The organism is Paenibacillus sp. FSL R10-2748, assembly GCF_038005565.1.
Lineage (GTDB): Bacteria > Bacillota > Bacilli > Paenibacillales > Paenibacillaceae > Paenibacillus > Paenibacillus polymyxa_B.
Genome location: NZ_JBBOTK010000004.1, coordinates 316285 through 338736 on the forward strand (window position 1 = coordinate 316285; position 22452 = coordinate 338736).

Sequence of the window (22452 nt, forward strand, 5' to 3'; positions counted from 1 at the left end):
ATATTTTCAGGGAGTCCCCTGTTAGGTAAAGGGGACTCCCCTATATTCGAATGGATGGGCTAGCGGCTACAATGGGGACAGAAAATTCAAATCAATAATTCGACAGAAAAAACGTTGAAAAGGTGAGTTAAATGATTAGAAAAATGCAGTTGCCGTTACAAACATTGAACTTGATTCTTGGATTCATGGTATGGGTTATCATTTCTTCGCTTATGCCGTTCATTACGGAGGATATTGCTATTCCACCCGGAAAATTGGCCATGGTCACAGCAATTCCGGTCGTGCTTGGTTCGATTCTGCGCATTCCGCTTGGTTATTATGCCAACATCTTCGGAGCAAGAATCGTTTTTCTCGTTAGCTTTATTTTGCTTTTGTTTCCCGTCTACTATATCAGTGAAGCTTCTACGATGATGGATTTAATTATCGGTGGCTTGTTCCTTGGGATTGGGGGAGCTGTGTTCTCGGTTGGGGTGACTTCGCTGCCGAAGTATTATCCAAAGGAAAAGCATGGGTTTGTAAATGGGATGTATGGCATAGGGAATTTGGGAACAGCCGTCACTACCTTCTCGGCCCCTATTGTGGCTACTCAAATTGGCTGGGCCCCTACAGTGAAGCTGTATCTCATTCTGCTGCTTGTTTTTATCGCTTTGAATTTCTTCTTAGGGGACCGTCATGAAGCTAAAGTAAAGACGCCCATTATGGAACAGATTAAAGGGGTTTACAAAAATGAAAAACTTTGGTTTTTCTCGCTCTTTTATTTTATTACATTTGGCTCATTTGTAGCGTTCACGGTGTACTTGCCGAATTTCCTGGTATCGAATTTTGAGCTGACTAAAGTGGATGCAGGGATGCGTACAGCAGGCTTTATAGCGATTGCCACTTTCTTCCGCCCCATCGGTGGCTGGCTGGCGGATCGGTTTCAGCCCCTGTTCCTGCTGGTAGGCACGTTCTCTGTTTATACGGTCGCTGCGATTCTTTTGGCTTTTTCACCAGGGATTACCCTTTATACAGTAGGCTGCTTGGCGATCGCTGTATGTGCTGGAATGGGGAACGGCGTCATTTTCAAGCTAGTTCCATTTTATTTTAATAAACAGGCAGGTATAGTTAACGGAATTGTATCCATGATGGGCGGTCTCGGTGGCTTTTTCCCTCCGATCTTGTTGTCGACGATTCATGCCGCTACTGGCCAATATTCCATTGGATTCATGCTCCTCTCCCAAGTGGCGCTGGCTAGCCTGATCCTCGTTATATGGCTGTATTATCAAGGGACACAATCTAATGAATGAACGTTATTCCAGACAGATCTTATTTAGACCTATTGGTGGCGAAGGGCAGCGTAATTTATCCGCTGCTGTCGTCACCATTATCGGTTGCGGGGCACTGGGTTCCGCCATTGCCGAAACATTGGTAAGAGCGGGCATTGGGGAGCTTCATCTTGTCGACAGGGATTATGTGGAGATGTCGAATCTGCAACGTCAGCAGCTGTTCACGGAGCAGGACGCCGCGGAAATGCAGCCTAAGGTCATGGCAGCCGAAAAAAGGCTGAAAGCCATACGAGAAGACGTGCGGTTGCACACATATCTCGATAATTTGGATGCCGAGCTTGTTCAAGAACTTGCCAGCAAAAGTAAATTGCTGATGGATGCTACGGACAATTTTGAAACTCGTCTGCTTATCAACGACGCTGCACTGAAGGCAGGAATTCCATGGATTTATGGAGCCTGTGTTGGAAGCACAGGCGTTGTTTTTCCATTCGTGCCGGGCGAGTCTGCTTGTTTACGCTGCCTTCTGCCATCGTTGCCTGCGATCAATCAGACCTGCGATACGGCTGGAATCATCTCACCCGCAGTCCAGGTGACAGCTGCCCTCCAATGTGCAGAAGCCATGAAGTGGCTGAGTGGCAGACATGATAAGATGCGCCGCAAGGTTCATCTATTTGATCTATGGGAGAATACGCAGATGGACATAGGGATTTCCCGCATCCGTAACCAAGATTGTCCAACCTGTGGAGAACATCCTACGTTTCCTGCACTGACAGCATCACGTCGCTCGGCGTATGCGACTCTGTGCGGACGGAACGTGGTACAGGTTCTTCCAGACCCACAACGTCCGATCACGCTTGATGATGCAGAGAAAATGGGCAGGCTTATAGCAGATCGTGTAAAAAGAACCCCTTATTTCGTTGAGTTTTATGCTTTTAAGCATCGAATGATTTTATTCAAAAACGGAAGGCTTCTCATACACGGTGTCCGGAGTGTTGCCAACGGTCAAAAACTATATCATCAGCTGTTCGGTTAAATGAGATGTAGATACAAAAAGCAGAAACATTTAAAAGAGTCTGTCACCGGAGAGTGGCTTGTCCGGTGGCTGGAAGGTGGAAAAGATGAGTGTGTTTGAAATCGTAACGGAGCCCATTATCCCGCAGGCTTATGCGGATTATGTCCTAAGGCCGGAAGCAGGAGCGGTGACTATTTTTACAGGGCACGTACGAGAATGGACTCAAGGCGTACGGACCTTATACCTTGCTTATGAGGCCTATGTCCCTATGGCTCAAAAAAAACTCGCAGAGATTGGTCGCGAAATCGAACAGAAATGGGAAGGAACGCGAGTGGCGATCGCGCACCGCATTGGCGAGCTTCAAATCGGTGATGTCGCCGTTGTCATTGCCGTTTCTTCACCTCACCGTTCGGATGCGTATGAGGCGAATGAATACGCGATCGAACGAATCAAAGAAATAGTTCCTATTTGGAAACGAGAGATTTGGGAAGATGGAACGCAGTGGGTCGGAGATCAAAAGAAAAAGCCGGGGGGAGATCAGTCATGATTAAGCTGTACTACTTTGCGGGACTCCGTGAGGTGACGGGAAAAGCAGAAGAATTGGCAGATTTGGCGGGCCAAACGGTAGGCGATTTATCCAATTGGATAACAGATCAATATCCAGATATGCCGATCAAGTCTGTGCGAATTGCGATAAACGAGGAGTATGCGTTGTCTACGGATGTATTACAGGATGGAGACATTGCAGCCTTCATTCCCCCAGTCAGCGGCGGCTAATGATAACGATGCTAAACAACTAGAAAGGAGGGGGCGTATGAATTTTCATCCACTGAAAGACAAGTTGCAGCGGCCGATTCGTGACCTGCGTATATCGGTTACAGACCGCTGCAATTTCCGCTGTTCCTATTGCATGCCTAAAGAAATTTTCGGTGACGATTACGCCTTTCTTCCCCAAAATGAATGTCTGTCGTTTGAAGAGATTCACCGGCTGACGAAGCTCTTTGTATCCCTGGGTGTAAAAAAGATCCGACTCACGGGCGGCGAACCATTAATGCGCAGGAATCTACCCGACCTGGTCTCCCAAATTTTGTCCATTGACGGAGTGGAAGATGTCGGCTTGACCACCAACGGTGTGCTGCTAGGACAGCAGGCTAAGCCTCTCTATGACGCGGGGCTACGACGGCTTAATGTCAGTCTGGACGCTCTGGACCCCGAGCTATTTGGGCGGTTGAATGGGCGGGGGATTAAGCCTGATATTATTTTGAAGCAGATCGAATATGCAAGAGAAATCGGCTTTGAAATCAAGGTCAATATGGTAGTTCAAAAAGGCGTTAATGACTCGGAGATTTTGCCGATGGCCGCCTATTTTAAGGAGCAGGGAATAACCCTTCGCTTTATCGAGTTTATGGATGTAGGTAATGACAACGGATGGAGCTTCAAAAAGGTACTAACCAAAAAAGAAATCGTTGAACGACTTAAGAATGCGTACGAGCTGGAGCCGATGGATCAGGATTACTTTGGAGAAGTAGCAAAGCGTTACCGTTATAAAGACAGCGACGCACAGATTGGTTTTATTACTTCGGTTTCTGAATCGTTTTGTTCGTCTTGTACACGTGCCCGCTTATCGTGCGATGGCAAGTTTTATACATGTTTGTTTGCTTCAGGCGGATTTGATCTACGTCAGATGCTTCGTAATGGAGCGAATGACCAGGAATTACTCGATGTGATTACTTCTGTATGGGAGCAACGCACAGACCGGTATTCCGATGAACGTACGGAGCAGACAGCCAACAACAAAAAAAAGATTAACATGTCCTACATTGGCGGCTGACATTTTATACCATGAGAATGTGCTGTATTTGATGTGGTTGCCTCGAAAAAGAAAGCGCAAACATTTTTGTTGGCAAAACTTAAATTCGATGTTATTATGATCTTGGGATTGTTACTGAAAAGGCAAAACCCGAGGCATGGAATTAGATTTCCATGTGTTGGGTTTTGCCTTTTCTTTTTAGAATACAAGCTTTACGATATCCTGCATGATATGAATATATGGCCCAGCCATAACGCAGAAAGGTGAGTGATATAAAGCCTTACAAGTGCTGAACAACAAAGATGATGACGTCGACCAACGAATCGACATCCGAAAAATGATGTCATAGGACGTGGTTAACCGACTATATTCATTTTCAAAACGGAATATCAGATCGGTTTGGAAGCACTCAAGATCATTCAGGGAAAACGTAAGGCTTTGTCTCTCATTATGAATGCGTTTTCATAACACGAAATTGTAAATCAATACATTTGCATTTGATTTACGACGAAGGTTTGATCGGCTATTACCGTCTTGTGACCTATCTGAAATTTCGCCCAGCAACTAAATCCTTTTTTAAATTTGATGGGATAAGGGGGGCAGTTAGATGATCATAACGAAGATATTTAATAACAACGCCATAATAGCCAAAGATCAAAAAAGAGATGAATTTGTTGTTATGGGTCGTGGTATTGCATTCAAAAAGAGTGCAGGTGAACAAGTAGAAGAGCATCTAATTGAAAAGGTCTTTGTGCTTAAACATAAAGATGCTTCAGAGAAATTCAAGCTATTGTTAGAGGATGTTCCATCAGAATATGTTTCGTTATGCTATGACATCATTGAATATGGAAAAAGCATATTAGAAGCACAATTGAGCGATTATATATATGTTTCGCTTACGGATCACATGAACAATGCATTTAAAATGTTTGATGAAGGGTTTAAAAATGCAAATCCATTAATTTGGGAGATTAAAAAATTTTATCCCAAAGAATTTGCGGTTGGATTAAAAGCACTGGAGTTCATTGAAGACGAAACAGGCAAACGATTGTCAGAAGATGAAGCAGGTAATATTGCTCTTCATTTAATAAATGCTCAAGTAAACAGCTCCTACAACAAGGTAGCAGATGTTGCTCAGCAAACTCAAAAAATACACGACATCTTGAATATTATTAAATACTCTTATAATACCACCATAGATGAACGCTCGATCAGTTATGAGCGATTTATTACGCATTTAAGGTTCTTCTTTCAGCGATTAAATAAAAAAGAAAAAGTAGAACTGGAAGACGATTTTTTGTGGAGGCAAGTGAAAGCAAAGTACAAAAAGGCTTATGGCTGCATGCTGAAGATTGAGAAATACTTGGATATGGTATTGTCAGATGAGGAAAAGCTGTATATAACGATTCATATTCAGCGTGTGACCCAAAGAGAAAATTGAATAACTCTTGGATTGTTACTGGTAATGCAGGCGAAACCAACCTAGATCGAATTTGATCTATTTTGGTTTTGCCTTTTTTTATAAATACAATTAAAGGGGAAGTTACAATGAAGTATGAGACATTAGCAAAAGACATCATCAGAAATGTCGGCGGCAAAGAAAATGTGAATAGTCTAACTCATTGTATTACACGCTTGCGCTTCAAATTAAAAGATGAAAGTAAAGCCAATACAGAGGTTTTGAAAAATATAGATGGTGTTGTCACTGTGGTAAAGAGTGGCGGGCAATACCAGGTTGTTATAGGTAACCATGTACCTGAGGTTTATGCTGATGTTACTGCTGTAGGTGGTTTTCAAACAGGAGATTCAGAAGAAGCATCAGGTGAAAAAATGAGTTTGTTCAATAGATTCATTGATACCATTTCAGGTGTATTTACACCCACGCTGGGTGTCTTAAGTGCCACAGGTATGATTAAGGGCTTCACCGCCTTATTTGTAGCTTTGGGCTGGCTGGCTACTACATCGGGTACCTATCAAATTCTCAATGCTTTAGGTGATTGTTTGTTTTACTTCTTTCCTATTTTCCTGGGGTATACGTCAGCTAAAAAGTTCAATGCCAACATTTTTATAGGCATGGCTATAGGTGCATCGCTTGTGTACCCAACATTTAGCACGATAACAGCCTCGGGCAAACCACTATACACTCTATTTAGCGGTACTATATTTGAGTCACCGGTATATATCACCTTCTTAGGTATTCCGGTCATTCTGATGAGTTATGCGTCAACCGTTCTTCCGATTATCATATCCACCTATGTAGGCTCAAAAATAGAAAACTTCTTTAAAAAGGTAATCCCTAGCGTAGTGAGAACATTTTTGGTTCCGTTTTTCACATTGTTAGTTATTGTACCCTTAGCGTTGATTGTGATTGGACCTCTCTCGACTTGGGCAGGTCAACTGCTTGGCGCTGGAACCCTCTTTGTGTATAACTTAAGTCCGATTATTGAAGGTATGCTCATGGGCGCTTTCTGGCAAGTGTTTGTTATCTTTGGATTACACTGGGGACTTGTTCCTATCGCTATGAACAATTTAGCAGTGCTTAAATTCGATCCGATTCTTGCGGCTACGCTGGGAGCTTCCTTTGCTCAGACGGGCGTCGTACTGGCGATTTTGTTTAAGACCAAAAATGTAAAACTGAGATCACTTTCCATTCCAGCTGTCATCTCCGGGATTTTTGGTGTGACAGAACCAGCAATTTACGGGATTACATTACCACGTAAGAAACCATTTATTTTAAGCTGTATAGCATCCGCAGTAGGCGGCGGTATTATAGGAATGATGGGAACTAAAGGTTACATTATTGGTGGATTGGGTATTTTCGCTATCCCGAGCTATATCAGTCCGGCAGGAATAGACAACGGATTTTATGGGGCTGTTATCGGTATCCTGGTAAGCTTTGTATTAGGCTTCTTGCTTATGTTCTTTGGCGGATTTAAAGATGATGAAGTGAAAGAAGCAAAAAAGGAAGACAGTACACCAGGAGCGGCAAGAGGAGAAGTTTTAGTAAAACAAGAGACGGTGATGAGTCCATTAAAAGGTGAAGTGAAGTCTTTATCTGAAGTAACAGATGAAGCCTTTTCGACAGGTGCTCTGGGTAAAGGGATCGCCATTGAACCTTCTGAAGGTAAGGTCGTTTCACCTGTAGATGGTGTATTAACATCATTATTTTCGTCAGGTCATGCGATTGGAATTACAAGTGATCACGGTGTTGAGGTCCTCATCCATGTAGGCAAAGATACGGTCAAATTAAAAGGCAAACATTTTTATCCTAAAGTAAAACAGGGAGATGCTGTTAAAAAAGGCCAGCTGCTTATGGAGTTTGATATGGAAGCTATAAAAGAGGCTGGTTATGTTTTGACCACACCTGTTATCGTTGCCAATACTACGAATTACCTGGATGTCATTGAAACAGAGAAGAAGGCGATTGAGTATCAAGAAGATTTATTGACCGTCGTAGTCTAATCTTAATTAAATGTTGAGGAGGAATTAAACAATGAAAAATACAACTAAATTGGAATTTCCACAAGGATTTTTATGGGGAGGTGCAACGGCTGCCAACCAATTTGAAGGTGGATATAATGAAGAAGGTAAAGGATTAAGCACTGCGGATGTGATTACGGCTGGAACGCATACGACTTCCCGAAGAATTACACCTATACTGGAAGAAGGAGTGAACTATCCGAGTCACGAGGCTATTGATTTTTTCCACCACTATCAAGAGGATATCCGCTTATTTGCAGAGATGGGATTCAAGGTCTTTAGAATGTCCATTGCGTGGTCAAGAATATTTCCTAACGGAGATGATGCAGAGCCGAATGAGCAAGGCTTGCAGTTCTATGATCGTGTATTCGCAGAATTGAAAAAGTATAATATTGAGCCTTTGGTTACAATCTCACATTATGAAGCACCGTTTCATTTGACCCAAAAATATAATGGTTGGTCAGATCGCAGAGTCGTAGATTTTTATGTGAGATATTGTGAAGTGCTTTTTAACAGATACAAAGATGTTGTGAAATACTGGTTAACCTTTAATGAAATCAATATTTTAACCTTGTCATTTGGCGCATTCATGGCTGGAGCTATGATGCCGGAGGGGAATGGAGAGCTTGCCCATGCTACAGTGAAGGATGAGCAGGTTTTGTATCAGGCGTTGCATCATCAATTTATTGCCAGTGCAAAGGCTGTAAAGCTGGGTCATGAAATCAATAAGGACTTTAAAATCGGTTGTATGATTGCTTATATGTGTTCCTACCCACTTACATGCCATCCTGATGATATTCTGCTAGCTCAACAAAAGGATAACTTAAGTAATTTCTTATGCTCAGATGTTCAAGTAAGAGGCGCTTATCCGGGATTTGCCAAACGCTATTTTAGAGATCATAACATTCAGATCAAAATGCAAGAAGAGGATGAGGACATCTTAAAGGAAGGCTGCGTAGATTTCTATACCTTCAGCTATTATTCCTCTACTTGTGTCAGTGCCGATCCCAACCAGGAGAAGGTGGGAGGAAATTTATCTATGGGCTTAAAGAATCCTCATTTGAAAGCAAGTGCCTGGGATTGGCAGATCGATCCACAGGGGTTGAGATGGTCCCTCAATAACATTTACAACCGATATGAAATCCCGTTAATGGTTGTTGAAAATGGCCTTGGCGCCGTAGATACAGTGGAAGAAGACGGCTCCATTCACGATGATTATCGAATTGATTATCTAAAGCAACACATTGAGCAAATGAAAGAAGCGATTGCTGATGGAGTAAACTTAATAGGGTATACGCCTTGGGGATGTATTGATCTGGTAAGTGCGGGAACTGGTGAAATGAAAAAGCGTTATGGGTTTATATACGTAGATAAGGATAATGAAGGCAAAGGGACACTTGCCAGATCCAGAAAGAAGAGCTTCTATTGGTATAAGAATGTGATTGAAACCAATGGAGAGCAGTTGGATTAAATCTTAGCGCCTGTTTCATAAAAGTCATACCGTCAGCGCGTGCCAATTTTAATCGGTACGCGCTGCTTGTATTTATTATGAAATGAAAACAATACCTTAAATGGATATGCATCCCGGCCGTAAAAATGGATTCCCTTCAGGAAACTACGGAGATTGTTTATAGGTAGGGGCTCAACATCATCCATAGTATTTTTAAATTCACTAAACACATGGGATGAAAATGTCGAAATAGAAGATAGGACTTATATCAAAATATAAGGAAGTGGATACATATTATGAATCAAGTAGAAGCTGTTTTGACCGCCATGCCATTTATCAAAGAAGCTGCACGACAAGATGTTTCAATTTCCGTAATGGACAGGGAAAAATTTCTGTTCTTTCAGTCGGGTAAAAGCTTAGTTTATGACTTCAAAGCAGGCGATCCTCTTCCTGATGTACACAGAGACTTCAAAATGCTAGTAGGCGGTGAAAAGACCAGAGAGCGTTACGCTGCTGAAGTTTTCGGCATCGCTGCTGATTCTTACTTTCATCCGATTAAGAATGAACAGAATGAGATCGAGGCCGTAATGTGTATCACCTATAGTATGGATAATCAAGATCAACTGAAGAAGTTGATGACTCAAGCCGAGGATGTTACAAGCAAGCTAGTTGAAGGGATTCAGCATGTGGCGGCCCATTCGGAGGAGCTTAGTGCGACTGCCGAAGAAATTTTAAGCAATACTAAACAGGCGGTTGAGGACTCCGGTAACGTGACTGAGGTGGCCGGCTACATTAAGGAAATTTCAGAGCAGACGAACTTGCTTGGATTAAATGCAGCAATTGAAGCAGCCCGAGTGGGTGAGGCAGGAGCTGGTTTTGGGGTTGTGGCTACAGAAATCCGAAAAATGTCTACGGGCACCAAGGAAGCAACCGGACGGATTGAGCAGTCCTTGCAAGCCGTCAGACAATCGGTTTATAACATGGAACAAGAAATCACACAGATTGCGGTATCCTCCCAAGAGCAAGCCAAGCTTGTTACGGAATTTATGAATATTATTGATCAATTAAATGTAACCAACCACGGCTTGAGAGGGTTAGTAGAAAAAATCACGGATGATGTTGAAGCAGAATAAAGAATGAAAAAAAGTCTCGGTCTGTGAATTGTACATTCCGTATGGAAATGTAGATTACAGGCCGAGACTTTTTCTAATAGTAAATATTTACGAGTATTGTTGGTTTAACAGTGCAGTATCATAATACTCTTCGAAAGATTTGATTTTATTGTTTTCAAATTTAAAGATCTGGACATAGATCCCGTTGTATTTTATTTTTTTATTTTCTCCCCATGGTCCATTCGCTGTGATATCAATATGGCTGCGTGTTTTTGTCACAATCGTGTTAGGATTTTCTCCGACTATAAACTCATCGATGGTCCATTCGAATGTCCCTTTCATATCATTAAAAATGGGATTAAAGAAGCCTTTTACAGCATCCCAGCCTTCTTGAACAGAATTGTGCAAAACTGCCACATCATCAGTAGTAAATGGGGTAATTACAGCCGGATTATCTTCAACCCACAAAGAATAAAATTTGTCCGTATCTCCTAAATATAAAGAAAAAAAGTCTACAATGACATCCATGTTCTTTTTAGCAACTTCATTCTCGCTGTTGAATGAAGCATTAATAGTTACATTTTTAATCTTTTTGGGATTCATGCTGTTATTCTCCTTTATAAAAAAGATTTTGAACCATTACCTTTTCATTTGGTAGATGGCTGTCCAGCTTCTATTTACATCATTAGTATAAAATATAGGCAATTAAATAATAATAGACTGATTTTTAAGAGTGTTAAAAATGTAGACAAATGCTTCATAGTGTACAAATGTAAAATAAAATTTTGTGAGGGCTAACATGATTCGAAAAACAACTCCTAAGGAACTTCTTGCTGAATCTTTGATAGACTTAGCCAAAATACATCCAATCCAGTCCATCACCGTAACGGATATTACTGACAATTGTCAGGTTAGCAGACAGATGTTTTATTATCATTTCTCCAGTAAATATGACCTGATCTCATGGATATATAGTGATAAGGCAGATAAAATTATTGAACAATATATAGAAAAAGAGCCTTGGGGACGTGTTGCCGGGAGAATTGTTGAGTTTATTAAAGAGGATTACATCTATTTTAAAAAGGCTTTTGACGACAATACGCACTTGTCTTTTTATAATAATATCTTTAACTATACGGTTGAATGCCACACCAATTATATTCTTAAGAAAACAAATAGGACTTCGTTGCCTCCCGACATCCTTTTTGCTATAAGATTTAACGCTTATGGAGGAGTGAATGTGACTAAGGACTGGCTTGAGAATGGCATGAAGGAATCTCCAGAGCAATTAGGCGAATTAATATTCTCTGCGATGCCCTTGCCTATAAAAAAATATTTTCATTTAGATGAATAAATGCCGCGGAGAGGATACAGATATGAATTTGAATGAGTTAAATGAACAGAGTTACTCCGAACTAGAAGAATATTGGGTACATGTATTTCTGAATGAGATTCATTATCCATAATCAAATCTTTTCCGATATAATAATGAAAAGAAGCTGATAGAACAGATACTACCTCAGAGAGGTGATTTATAATGACCGTTGACATCCTCGTACGTAATAATGTAAAAGTGCTGGGCTCAGGCAGCCAAACGATCGTATTTGCTCATGGCTTTGGATGCGATCAGGATATGTGGCGTTATATCGTCCCTAGCTTTATCGACAACTACCAAATCGTCTTATTTGATTACGTAGGTTCCGGAGAATCTCAAATTAAGTACTATGATTCAGAAAAATACAGCGACTTACAAGGGTATGCCCAAGATGTGCTAGATATTATGGAAGCGCTAGAATTAAGAAATGTCATATTCGTCGGACACTCTGTTAGTAGTATGATCGGAATGCTTGCTTCTATCCGCAATCCCCAATATTTTGAGCGCATCGTCATGCTCGGTCCCTCTCCTCGTTATGTGAATGACCTCCCCTATTATTATGGAGGCTTCGATAAGAGTGACATCGATGAATTGCTTGATATGATGCAAATGAACTTCATTGGCTGGGCTAGTTACCTGGCACCCATTGTTATGCAGAATCCTGAACGACAGGAATTAACCGAAGAGTTGGAGAAAACCTTTTGCTCAAGAGACCCTCATATTGCACGACAATTTGCGGAAGTGACTTTTTTTTCGGATTGCCGTGTCGATCTCCAGCATGCTTCGATTCCTACACTGATTCTCCAGTGCTCGGACGATAGCATTGCTCCGATTGAAGTAGGGAATTATTTACATACTCATCTTAAAAACAGCAGGCTTCAACAGATGAGGGCAAAGGGGCATTATCCTCACTTAAGTCAACCTGGAGAAACAAGCGATCTGATTAAAGAGTATTTAGCCAGTGTGTAATATCAGGAGAAAGGCAGTCATGAAATGGATATTCAATTAGATAAAGCTCCCTGTGGATATTTCTCAATCTCGGATTCTGGCTTCATTCAATCGGTGAATCAAACTTTATTGGATATGCTGCTTTATGACCGTAATGAATTGCTCGGACGGCCGATTGAATCCACAATGTCTGTTACCAACAAGCTATTTTTTCATACTTATTTTTATCCCTATATTCAGTTGTACGGGCATGTCGATGAGATGTACTTCTCGTTTAGGACAAGTGATCGACAGGATGTGCCTGTACTTCTAAACGGGGTACGCCAGGAACGCAACGGAGAAACTGTTATTGATTGTGTAGTGCTTATGATGCGTAAGCGAATTGAACATGAGAGAGATATTCTGCAGACCAAAACCAAGCTTCAGGAATTATATCAGGCTACGAATGAAGCGAACCAGAAGCTTGAACGGTTGCACGAAGAATATGAAATCAAACAGCAGGAGCTAGAAAGGATTAATCTCCAGCTTGAAACGATGGCATCAACGGACCCGTTAACTGGTCTTAAAAATAGAAGGTATTTCCAAGATCAATTACTAGCTAGCCTCGCATCCTTTCGTGGGAGTGGAATATCTTTTTCGCTGCTTATCATTGATATTGATCGTTTCAAAAGTATTAACGATACTTATGGTCATCCAGTGGGCGACCTAGTGCTTACGAATCTGGCAGAATTACTGCAATCCATGTCACGGGACAGGGACATTGTCGCTCGGTATGGCGGCGAGGAGTTCGTAATTATTCTTCCGGGCAACGATCAAGAAGGAGCTATTCTTACAGCGGAAAGATACCGCTCCACGACGGCCTCGATGGATTGGGGAGAATATGCTATTACTGTGAGTATTGGTGTGGCAACGGTTACGCAAGAGGATACGGAACAAACGATTGTTCATCAAGCGGATTTGGCTCTGTATGCTTCCAAAAGTGGCGGGAGAAATCGGGTCACTCATTCAGCAAATCTCGTAAAGAGATAGATAAAGTCTTAATAAAGGGAATTAAGAGCTGACACGCCTTAGAGCTAATTAGCCGAGCCTGCCTCTTACGGCGGGCTTTTTATTATAAAAGCCCCGGAATGTCTCCACAGCTTACTCCAATAGGTCTGGTCAAACCATACAAATTCAGCTACTATTATTGATAACGATTCTCATTCGAAGGATCAGGATGAATGAAAACATTTGAGGTGGACGCTTGTGAATTCAAATTCGTTATCATTAATATATCAGCATTATTTGGAAAAGACCCCGTTCAGACAACAGAACGAGCATACGTATATGATTTTACCGGAAGCGGGCCATGGACATATCTACCGAGTTACAACTTATAGTGGAATTGAGATCGTGTATTCGCATATTCAATATCACGAGCCGTATCCGACCAACTTTGCTTCCAGTGGACAAATGATTGAGCTCCAATTTGCGCTTTCGGGTCAACGTCATGTGAATGTGGCTGGGTTGGATTATACACTCCCGATGGGACAGGGGGCACTTATTTTTTTACAGGATTTTAAAGCTTGCTTTCATCCTCCGGTTAACGAACAATACAAATCATTTGCACTTGGCATTCCGATTTCGTTGTTTAATTATGCGGCTTCACAGTTAGCGGCTCGTCGGCAGGTAGCTATTGAATTTAATCAAATTCTTAAGGGAGCTGCATTCCATCACTTTAGTTTTGAACTGGATCACAGAAGTATAGTGATGATTGAACATTTGATCAAAGACTTGAAAAGTGTGCATAAATCGCCTTTGTTAATGGAAGCAGCAGCACTTGAGATTTTAAATCGATTTATGATTCAATTATTTGATTTAACACCTATGCCCGAAGGTTTGTCTAAAGAAGATGTTAGAAAGCTGCATATGGCTCGGGAGATACTTGAGTTCAGCATGATTGATCCACCCTCACTGATCACATTATCCAAAAAGGTTGGATTAAACGATTTTAAATTAAAAAAAGGATTCAAAGCCTGCTTTGGAACTACTGTATTTGAATATTTGCGCCAAATTCGTCTTGATTATGCGATGAAGCTGCTCCGAAGCCAAGAAAGCAATGTGACTGAAGCTGCGATGGCTGTAGGATATAGCAATGTGAGTGCATTTTCAGAGCAATTTTTCCGGGAATACGGAGTGAAGCCATCATCCTTAAAGAAGGTATTTTAAAATAAAATCCGTTTAACCGTAGAATAATCCGTATATAGGCAGTAGAGTGGTGCTGTGACTCGTATACTTCTGCATAGAGAGAATCTATAACAGAGGAGTGTGCGAGGGTGAATAGAATAAAAGGGAGCATCTTTTTCAGTGTATTTGTGGCTATGCTTGGGCTCATGCTCATTGCTCCAATTATGCCGCCCCTTATTCGTGAGTTGGGATTAAGAGAAAGTCATTCTGGGTTAATTATATCGCTTGGCTCCATAACGATGGCCTTAATGGCCCCAATATGGGGAAATCTGAGTGATGCAAAGGGACGCAAGCCTGTGATTCTGCTTGGATTCATAGGGATGTGTGTAAGCTGCTTGCTGTTTACGCTTACTCTTTTTGTAGGATTAAAAGGTTGGCTCAGCGGGGGGCTGCTGTTAGTCCTGTTAATTGTTACACGCGGTTTGATCGGCGGGTTTATCCCGGCGGTATTGTCATCCTCCCAAGCTTATATGGGAGATGTGACCGAGGGAGAAGATCGAGGCAGTGGGATGGCTATCATTAGCGCAGCCAATGGACTTGGATTAGTATTTGGGCCTGCTATTGCAGGTGCCTTTACTTTAATAGGCTTGCTGTGGCCTCTATATTTTGGGATCGTGATTGCGGCTGTAGCATTTGTAGTGGCCTTGCTGGCAATTCCGTCTGCCAAACCCGTTATTCAGCAAAAGCCAGCTCGGATTAACCCGTTTCAACCCGGTCTACGAATGTATTTGTTTGCAGGTTTGGTTACGATGATTAGTATTGTGACCATCCAGGTTATAGGCGGATTTTATTTTCAAGATCAACTAGGCCTTTCATCCGAAGAAACAGCAAGAGTGGTTTCCTTTGGACTTATGTTTTCCGGTGCAGCCATGTTGATTGTACAGATCGTTCAGATGAAATGGCTTAAATGGCAACCCAAGCCGATGATTTTGCTCGGTTCTCTGTTCCTTATTGCCGGTATGCTGATATTCCTCATGTCAGCCAGCATGGTTGTTTACTATTTAGCGTTCTTTATGTTTGGTATAGGTACAGGCTTGCTTATGCCTGGATTTATGGCTGGGGCTTCTCTTTCTGTTAGTAAAGAACAGCAAGGGGGAGCCGCTGGTCTGGTGGCCACTGTCCAAGGGATTTCTGCAATTATTGCTCCTATTTTGACAACGACGCTATATCGGGTGGACAAATATATTCCTTTTGCTCTTATAGCAGCTCTAGTAGCTGTTATGGCCATCATTATGTTGGGGGTAAGAAAGAGAAAAGGGAATAGTGAGCTGGTATCTCAGAGGACCAAATAAATAAAAGAATTGTTTGATGAACCCATAGGCTTCCGTGCTATATTCACGAGAAGCCTATTTTGTTTGCTGGTTTGAATGATAGTCAAAAGGTCTCAATTTGCTAATTCATAAACTACATAGTTTAGATATCTATTATAATAAGTTTTAAGAAAATTCAGGGAAAGCAGAAGGAAAGTGGGAGGCTCATGGAAATCCAGCAAAAGTGGGTGGCTTTAAACAAAAAAGTACCTCTTATATGCGGACTACGACTGAACTCCTGAGGTGAATGAGAAGGTGAAATCCGATTTAGGGGGGGCTAGTTAAGGAGGAGTTCATAAAATTGGAGGGATGCAGATGGGTTGGGAGTATGGAATTAAAGTCGCAGATGTTAAGGATATTCAAGTGCTAATGGATCGTTTAGCTGAAGCATTGCCTAGGATTGACGGATATCGGATGCAAAGGGATGAGGATGGCTTTGTCCTGCTTCAAAATGATCCCGATTGGCCTGAGGCGTTCCAGGTGTCTGTGGAAGAGGCAAGGAATATTGAAGGGTTAAAAGATGGTGAACCTTATATCTATTGTCTATTTCATATCGGCGGCGGAGATGCGGTGAGGTTGAGGGAAGGAATGTGCAGGGTGCTGGAAGAAGAGAAATGCGCTGCGGATTGGTTCGAGTTGTAGCCGAAGAAAGGAGTGGTGAGATTGAGTAAGAAGGACAAAAAAGAGATTCAGACACTAATCTATCGCTATAGTGGTCCACGAGCCAATATTGGATATACTTTTGAACCGCTGCGTTATAGGGATACGGATGAACCAAAGCTGGAGGAGATAATCTTTATCTACGCAGATGACTTTGATATCGTGTTGTCTGCGTTAAAGTCCAAATATCCACTTGACGATCCTGATACGGGGGAAACGTATGAGGCTTTTGATCCCTATTGGGATAATCCGATTCCGGAGTCGATATGGCATGAGATATTAACAGAATTGGATGCTTGGCCTGCCAAGGAGCCGGAATTGCGCATATTTATCGATTCCTTTATAGCTTGGGTCAGAGCACACCTGAAGAAAGCAAATGGTATTATCGTGACTGGAAATCTATAGAGAAAGACAAAGCAATACGTATTTTCGCTCCCCCTCGCTTCAAGGTGCGACCGGACAGCAAGCTGCTGAGTCGAACACCTCGTTCTTTGCAGTGCTCGCGATTATTTCTCCTTTCCTGATCGGCCTAATACTACAATCTATATATAAAAAACAAGCGATTTCCTTTTGAAAGGGGACCGCTTTTTTTGGCATCATGCTGATTTTGATTTCTATATTCGAATAAAACACGACATTTAAATAACATGGTGAGTAACTTTAGTGCGCAAACGACAAAATTCGTCATTATTTTTAGTTATTCAGGACGTGGAAACCGTTCTTGTTCCTTAGTACAATGAATAAAAATAACAAGTGATGAAAAGAAAGGTGACAAAGACACGAGGAATTACGGATAAGGAGGGACAGGCTGTGGCCGTATACACACTACGTAGATTGATACAAATGATTCCGGCACTGCTTGGTATTGTCGTCATTACATTCATGATCTCAAGAGTGCTTCCGGGTGATCCTGCCGTGATGCTTGCGGGGGAACAGGCTACACCCGAGACGATTGAAAATATTCGAAGCAGCATGGGACTGGATCAACCGAAGTACATTCAATTTTTTCATTATGTAGTTGGATTGTTCCAAGGTGATCTGGGTCAGGCTTATCACACCGGACAGTCAGTGGCAAGCGACTTTGCTACCCGGTTTCCAGCAACCATCGAGTTGGCGCTGGCAAGCTTGGTTATTGCGATTCTGGTTTCAATCCCAATCGGCATCCTGGCAGCAACCCGTAAAGAATCGATTGTGGATCACATTTCACGTGTGTTTTCCTTGATCGGTGCATGTATGCCCATTTTCTGGATTGGCCTGTTATTCATTTATATCTTCTATGCTAAATGGGGCATCGCTCCTGCGCCCATGGGTCGAATTAGCGGTGACATCAATCCGCCGACGCACGTTACGGGACTTTATGTACTCGATAGTTTGATGACCGGTGATTTTGTAGCTTTAAAAAGCAGTTTATCCCATTTGGTTCTGCCAGCAGTCTGTCTCAGTACAGGCACTATGGCGATTGTGGCACGGATGATGCGTTCCAGCATGCTGGAAGTGATCGGTCAGGATTTTGTTCGCACAGCCAGAGCCAAAGGTCTGCGCGAAGGAATTGTTATTTATAAGCACGCACTCATTAACGCCTTTATTCCAACACTTACCGTACTTGGTTTGCAGGTCGGTTACCTGATTGGTGGAGCGGTTATTACCGAAACCATTTTTACCTGGCCAGGAGTGGGCAGCTATGTGACGGACTCCATTTTGGCGGCTGACTACGCACCGATTCAAGCATTTACCCTCGTAAGTGCGCTGATTTACAGCTTTATCAATCTTGGAGTCGACTTGGTTTACGGATTGATTGATCCACGTATCCGGTACGAATAATGAACGAAGCACAAAAGTAGGGGGAGGTACTCGGATGAGCACTGCAAGTGATTTGGTGGCAAAAGCGGCTGTACCTCAGCCCAATGCAACCGCTATACCGAAACGCAAGACCTTTTGGCGATTACTGTTTGGCAATAAACTCGCTTTAATCGGATTCATCTTTATCGTTGGCTGGACGCTCATTGCCATCCTCTCATCATGGATCGTTCCACATGATCCTTATGTAACCGACCCGGCGAACAAGCTGCTGCCGCCAAGTGCAGAACATTGGTTTGGGACCGATAATTACGGACGTGACATTCTCAGCCGTGTCATTTACGGAGCCAGAATCAGCATATGGACCGGGATGATTGCCGTGTCGATCTCATTTATCATCGGCGTATCGCTTGGAGCCATCGCAGGTTTCTATGGCGGTCGAATGGGCAGCATTATTATGCGCTGTATGGATATTCTGTTGGCTTTCCCGTCGCTGGTACTCGCCATGGCCATTGCTGCAGCGATGGGACCAGGACTGATGAGTGCACTCATCGCTGTGGGCATTGTAGGCATACCCGAATTCGCCAGACTGATTCACGGACAAACCATCTCTCTCCGGGAAAAGGAGTTTGTTGAGGCCAGCCGGGCAATTGGTGTAACGAACGGAACGATCCTGTTTCGCCACATCTTGCCTAATGCACTTGCCCCACTGCTTGTGAATGCAACGCTTGGAATGGGCTTTGCCATCCTCACCTCAGCCAGTCTCAGCTTCCTGGGGCTCGGTGTGAAACCCCCGATTGCTGAATGGGGCGCAATGATTTCAGAAGGGCGAGCGTATATCATTTCCGGTGAGTGGTGGATTGTAACCTTCCCGGGTTTTGGAATTGCGACAGCTATTTTGGGCTTCAATTTGCTTGGAGACGGTTTGCGGGATGTTCTTGATCCTAGACTGCGCTCTAGCAAATAAAAATAAATAGATCATTAAAGGGGAGAACGTAAGCCATGTTGAAAAAAAGTCTTTCTTTAATTGTCGTCTTGTCTACGTTGCTATGGACGGCAGGCTGTGCGAGCAATGCTAACAGCCCGTCCGCTTCATCTGGAGAGAAAGGCGCAGATGCCCCATCCCCACCAAAGACGATTACACTTGCTTACTCGGAGGGAGGGTCAACCATGGACCCTGCTGAAGCAAGTGATCTTACATCGGATACCCTTGTGCTTGCGCTCTATGATCAGCTTGTGACCTATGGCAAAAAGTCTACGGATAGCGGTGAAGTGGCAGATACGGAAGCAATTAAGCCCATGCTGGCTGAGAAATGGGATGTGTCCGCTGATAACATGACTTATACGCTCCATCTGCGTAAATACGTTAAATTCCAAAGCGGCAACCCGCTGACCGCCAATTCTGTGTTGTATTCCTTTGAGCGGCTTAAAAATTCCGATTCCGGTAGCTTCCTGTATGGTATGAGCTCCATTAAAACCGCTACAGCGCCTGATGAGCACACCGTTGTCGTTACATTGTCCCAACCCAATCATATGTTTCTGCAAATCCTGTCATTGTACAACTTCTCCATTGTGGATGATGTGCTTGTCAAAGAAAATGGCGATGGCGACTATTTGAAAACACATGCGGCAGGTTCAGGTCCGTTCAAGCTTGAAAAATGGGACCCTGCGACAGAAGCTGTCTTTAATGCTAATGCCAGCTACTGGCAAGGAGCGCCAAATCTGAGCAAAGTAACGATGAAGTTTACCAAGGAAGCTTCCAACCGTGTACTTCTGCTAGATAAAGGCGATGTGGACATGGCGATTGAAATTCCTGCAAAGGACGTTTCGAAGCTGGAAACCAACGCTGATCTGAAGGTTCAATCCAATGCAAGTAACCGGATTCTGTATTTCGCCATGAATAACAAAGTCAAACCTTTTAATGATCCAAAAGTGCGTCAAGCCATTGCTTATGCTATTCCTTACGACCAATTAATCGACGATGTCATGTACGGTCAAGCAAAGCAAATGAAGAGTTCTGTAGCGAGTAACACGCCTGGCTACACCGATGCGGGTTACAGCTACAAGCACGACCTGGACAAAGCAAAACAGCTGCTTACAGAAGCGGGTTATTCTAATGGGTTTAATTTTGATTTGACACTGGGTTCCGGCTTCCAGGACTGGGCAGATGATGCTGTATTGATTCAAGCTGAACTTGCCAAGATTGGCGTAAAGATGAATGTTGTCAATGTTGCCCGTGCACAGTTCCTTGAACAGCAACGAGAAGGCAACCTGACAGCATACATTTCCAAATGGACTTCCTTCGTCAACGACCCTGGTTACCATCTCGGGTTCCTGATGTACAGCGGCGGTTCTTCGAATTATATGCATTATGCTAATGCAGAAGTGGATAAGCTTTGGGAACAAGCAGGCAAAGAGCAAGATGAAAATAAACGTAAAGAGCTGTATGGCAAAGCACAAGAGCTTATAAATCAAGATTCGCCATGGGCGTACCTGTATGAATACAATCGGGTTGTTGGCATGAGCAAAGACGTCACTGGATATGTTTACTACCCAGATGAGGTTATCCGATTCTATTCATTGAATAAAGAGTAAGTTGTGATCTTACCTTATGCCTTCGGTTTTTACAGCCGAAGGCTATCATTTTACACCTGAAGTATGAAGCTGATCCCGATGGATCGTAAAAAATTTAGTTGGCTAAATGAAAAACGTGAAGGGACTGAATGGAAATGACAGATTGGAAAACGTTGGTTCTTGATGAAATAGATAAACGGCAGGACGAATTGCTTGAGCTATGCTCGCGGTTGATTCAGTTTCCTTCGGAAAATCCTCCAGGTGATTCACGCGAAATTAGTCAGTTCATTATGGACTATCTTAAAGAAGCAGGTATAGAAACAACGGTGCATGAATCCGGGCCGAATATGTGGAATCTCATTTCTGATTATGGCGCTGAAACGGCGGACGGAAAAAAACTGATTTTCTGTGGGCATACAGACGTTGTGCCGGCAGGGGATCGTACTCGTTGGGATTTTGATCCGTTTTGTGGTGAGATACGTGATGGCTATCTCCTGGGTCGCGGTGCTTCGGACATGAAAGCAGGACTGGGCGGATTAATATTTACCGTTGCGCTGTTCTCCAAACTAGGCGTACCACTCGAAGGTGCGTTGTCGTTGCTTGTAGTTCCAGACGAGGAAACCGGGGGACATCTTGGAGTACCTTGGGTGCTGGAAAGAAAGCTGATTGAAGGAACAGCTGCTGTGATCGCAGAGCCTTCAGGCCCGCAAAACCCGACCATCGGGCAAAAAGGAAGCTGCTGGTTTGAATTTACCGTTGAAGGCACACCGGGTCATGGCAGTTTGCAGCCGATAGCAGGTGAAAGTGCTATTTTGAAGGCAGCAAAAGGAATTGAAGCGCTGCAACAACTGTGGGACATCAAGCCGGACATCCCGGAAGAAGTCAAAGAGATCATTGAAATTTCCAAGCGTTATGCAAGTGAACGGGAGAACCCAAGCTATGGACAAGCGTTTGATCATGTAACAGTGAACATTGGTACGATTCAGGGAGGCACCAAAGTCAATGTGGTTGCAGACCGTTGCACAGTGCAAGTGGATTCCCGTGTTCCATTTGGCGTAGACCACCGCGATGTACTGGCCAAAGCCAAAGAATTGCTTGCAAGTGTAGGCATTGACGCGGAACCCAAACAATTCGGATTTTATGGTAATGCCAACTGGACCCCTCCAACCGAGCCGATTGTACAGGAGCTTGTAGAATCTATCGCTGAGGTCAGCGGTAAAGAGGCCTATGGCGTACTGCAATGGGCAACCAGCGACGCACGTGCATTCCGCAAATACAATATCCCGGTATTGCAATACGGTCCTGCCGAACTGTCGACCATTCACAATTTTAATGAAAAAGCTCCGGTATGGCAGATCATTCAATCTGCGAAAGTATACGCCTTGACGGCGCTTAAATATCTGAAAACAACACAAAAAGAAGCATAAGGGGAT

Annotated in this window: 21 protein-coding genes; 20 read left to right on the forward strand and 1 reads right to left on the reverse strand. The window is 43.1% G+C overall.

Annotated elements, in window-relative coordinates; genetic code table 11:
• Positions 1–131: 131 nt before the first annotated feature.
• The 9 genes from NSS66_RS14490 to NSS66_RS14530 all read left to right on the forward strand — a co-directional run bounded on the left by NSS66_RS14490 (position 132) and on the right by NSS66_RS14530 (position 10150).
• The gene (locus NSS66_RS14490; protein WP_023989697.1) at positions 132–1286 is read left to right on the forward strand and encodes a nitrate/nitrite transporter; all 1155 of its coding nucleotides are present in this window, start codon (positions 132–134) and stop codon (positions 1284–1286) included.
• On the forward strand, positions 1279–2298 hold the full coding sequence (locus NSS66_RS14495) for a ThiF family adenylyltransferase (RefSeq protein WP_340959217.1): 1020 nt from the start codon (positions 1279–1281) through the stop codon (positions 2296–2298). Before NSS66_RS14490 ends, NSS66_RS14495 begins: the two co-directional genes overlap by 8 nt.
• 85 nt (positions 2299–2383) lie before the next feature.
• Complete coding sequence (locus tag NSS66_RS14500; RefSeq protein ID WP_023989695.1) at positions 2384–2824, forward strand: molybdenum cofactor biosynthesis protein MoaE; 441 nt, start codon at positions 2384–2386, stop codon at positions 2822–2824.
• Positions 2821–3054 (forward strand): MoaD/ThiS family protein, encoded by a 234-nt coding sequence (locus NSS66_RS14505; protein ID WP_023989694.1) that lies wholly within the window; start codon positions 2821–2823, stop codon positions 3052–3054. Before NSS66_RS14500 ends, NSS66_RS14505 begins: the two co-directional genes overlap by 4 nt.
• 37 nt (positions 3055–3091) lie before the next feature.
• Positions 3092–4108 (forward strand): GTP 3',8-cyclase MoaA, encoded by a 1017-nt coding sequence (moaA, locus tag NSS66_RS14510; RefSeq protein ID WP_023989693.1) that lies wholly within the window; start codon positions 3092–3094, stop codon positions 4106–4108.
• Positions 4109–4694: 586 nt separating this feature from the next.
• Positions 4695–5528, forward strand: a complete 834-nt coding sequence (licT, locus tag NSS66_RS14515) for a BglG family transcription antiterminator LicT (RefSeq protein ID WP_023989692.1) — start codon at positions 4695–4697, stop codon at positions 5526–5528.
• 107 nt (positions 5529–5635) lie between these two features.
• A complete protein-coding gene (locus tag NSS66_RS14520) occupies positions 5636–7549 on the forward strand; it encodes a beta-glucoside-specific PTS transporter subunit IIABC (protein ID WP_340959218.1) in 1914 nt (637 codons plus the stop codon).
• A gap of 31 nt (positions 7550–7580) precedes the next feature.
• A complete protein-coding gene (locus tag NSS66_RS14525; protein ID WP_023989691.1) occupies positions 7581–9038 on the forward strand; it encodes a glycoside hydrolase family 1 protein in 1458 nt (485 codons plus the stop codon).
• A 275-nt stretch (positions 9039–9313) separates the two neighbouring features.
• Complete coding sequence (locus tag NSS66_RS14530) at positions 9314–10150, forward strand: methyl-accepting chemotaxis protein (RefSeq protein WP_023989690.1); 837 nt, start codon at positions 9314–9316, stop codon at positions 10148–10150.
• 87 nt (positions 10151–10237) lie between these two features.
• Here NSS66_RS14530 and NSS66_RS14535 read toward each other — a convergent pair whose 3' ends face one another.
• Positions 10238–10732 carry a nuclear transport factor 2 family protein gene (locus NSS66_RS14535; protein ID WP_023989689.1) on the reverse strand — a complete coding sequence of 165 codons (495 nt, stop codon included), beginning with the start codon at positions 10730–10732 and terminating at the stop codon, positions 10238–10240.
• 196 nt (positions 10733–10928) lie between these two features.
• Here NSS66_RS14535 and NSS66_RS14540 point away from each other — a divergent pair, with 196 nt between their 5' ends.
• The 11 genes from NSS66_RS14540 to NSS66_RS14590 all read left to right on the forward strand — a co-directional run bounded on the left by NSS66_RS14540 (position 10929) and on the right by NSS66_RS14590 (position 22446).
• Positions 10929–11483 carry a TetR/AcrR family transcriptional regulator C-terminal domain-containing protein gene (locus tag NSS66_RS14540; protein ID WP_023989688.1) on the forward strand — a complete coding sequence of 185 codons (555 nt, stop codon included), beginning with the start codon at positions 10929–10931 and terminating at the stop codon, positions 11481–11483.
• A gap of 183 nt (positions 11484–11666) precedes the next feature.
• Positions 11667–12473, forward strand: a complete 807-nt coding sequence (locus tag NSS66_RS14545; protein WP_028542285.1) for an alpha/beta fold hydrolase — start codon at positions 11667–11669, stop codon at positions 12471–12473.
• Positions 12474–12497: 24 nt separating this feature from the next.
• Positions 12498–13481 (forward strand): sensor domain-containing diguanylate cyclase, encoded by a 984-nt coding sequence (locus NSS66_RS14550; protein WP_340959220.1) that lies wholly within the window; start codon positions 12498–12500, stop codon positions 13479–13481.
• Positions 13482–13697: 216 nt separating this feature from the next.
• Positions 13698–14660 (forward strand): helix-turn-helix domain-containing protein, encoded by a 963-nt coding sequence (locus tag NSS66_RS14555; RefSeq protein WP_028542287.1) that lies wholly within the window; start codon positions 13698–13700, stop codon positions 14658–14660.
• Positions 14661–14767: 107 nt separating this feature from the next.
• The gene (locus NSS66_RS14560; RefSeq protein ID WP_076157394.1) at positions 14768–15970 is read left to right on the forward strand and encodes an MFS transporter; all 1203 of its coding nucleotides are present in this window, start codon (positions 14768–14770) and stop codon (positions 15968–15970) included.
• A gap of 333 nt (positions 15971–16303) precedes the next feature.
• Positions 16304–16630, forward strand: a complete 327-nt coding sequence (locus tag NSS66_RS14565; RefSeq protein ID WP_340959223.1) for a hypothetical protein — start codon at positions 16304–16306, stop codon at positions 16628–16630.
• 15 nt (positions 16631–16645) lie between these two features.
• A complete protein-coding gene (locus NSS66_RS14570) occupies positions 16646–17053 on the forward strand; it encodes a hypothetical protein (protein ID WP_340959225.1) in 408 nt (135 codons plus the stop codon).
• 405 nt (positions 17054–17458) lie between these two features.
• Positions 17459–18469, forward strand: coding sequence for an ABC transporter permease (locus NSS66_RS14575; RefSeq protein WP_340959226.1), 1011 nt, complete (start codon positions 17459–17461; stop codon positions 18467–18469).
• Between the two features lie 34 nt (positions 18470–18503).
• Positions 18504–19412 (forward strand): ABC transporter permease, encoded by a 909-nt coding sequence (locus NSS66_RS14580; RefSeq protein ID WP_340959228.1) that lies wholly within the window; start codon positions 18504–18506, stop codon positions 19410–19412.
• Between the two features lie 35 nt (positions 19413–19447).
• The gene (locus NSS66_RS14585; RefSeq protein WP_340959229.1) at positions 19448–21040 is read left to right on the forward strand and encodes an ABC transporter substrate-binding protein; all 1593 of its coding nucleotides are present in this window, start codon (positions 19448–19450) and stop codon (positions 21038–21040) included.
• A 134-nt stretch (positions 21041–21174) separates the two neighbouring features.
• Positions 21175–22446, forward strand: a complete 1272-nt coding sequence (locus tag NSS66_RS14590) for a M20 family metallopeptidase (protein WP_023989677.1) — start codon at positions 21175–21177, stop codon at positions 22444–22446.
• Positions 22447–22452: the final 6 nt, after the last annotated feature.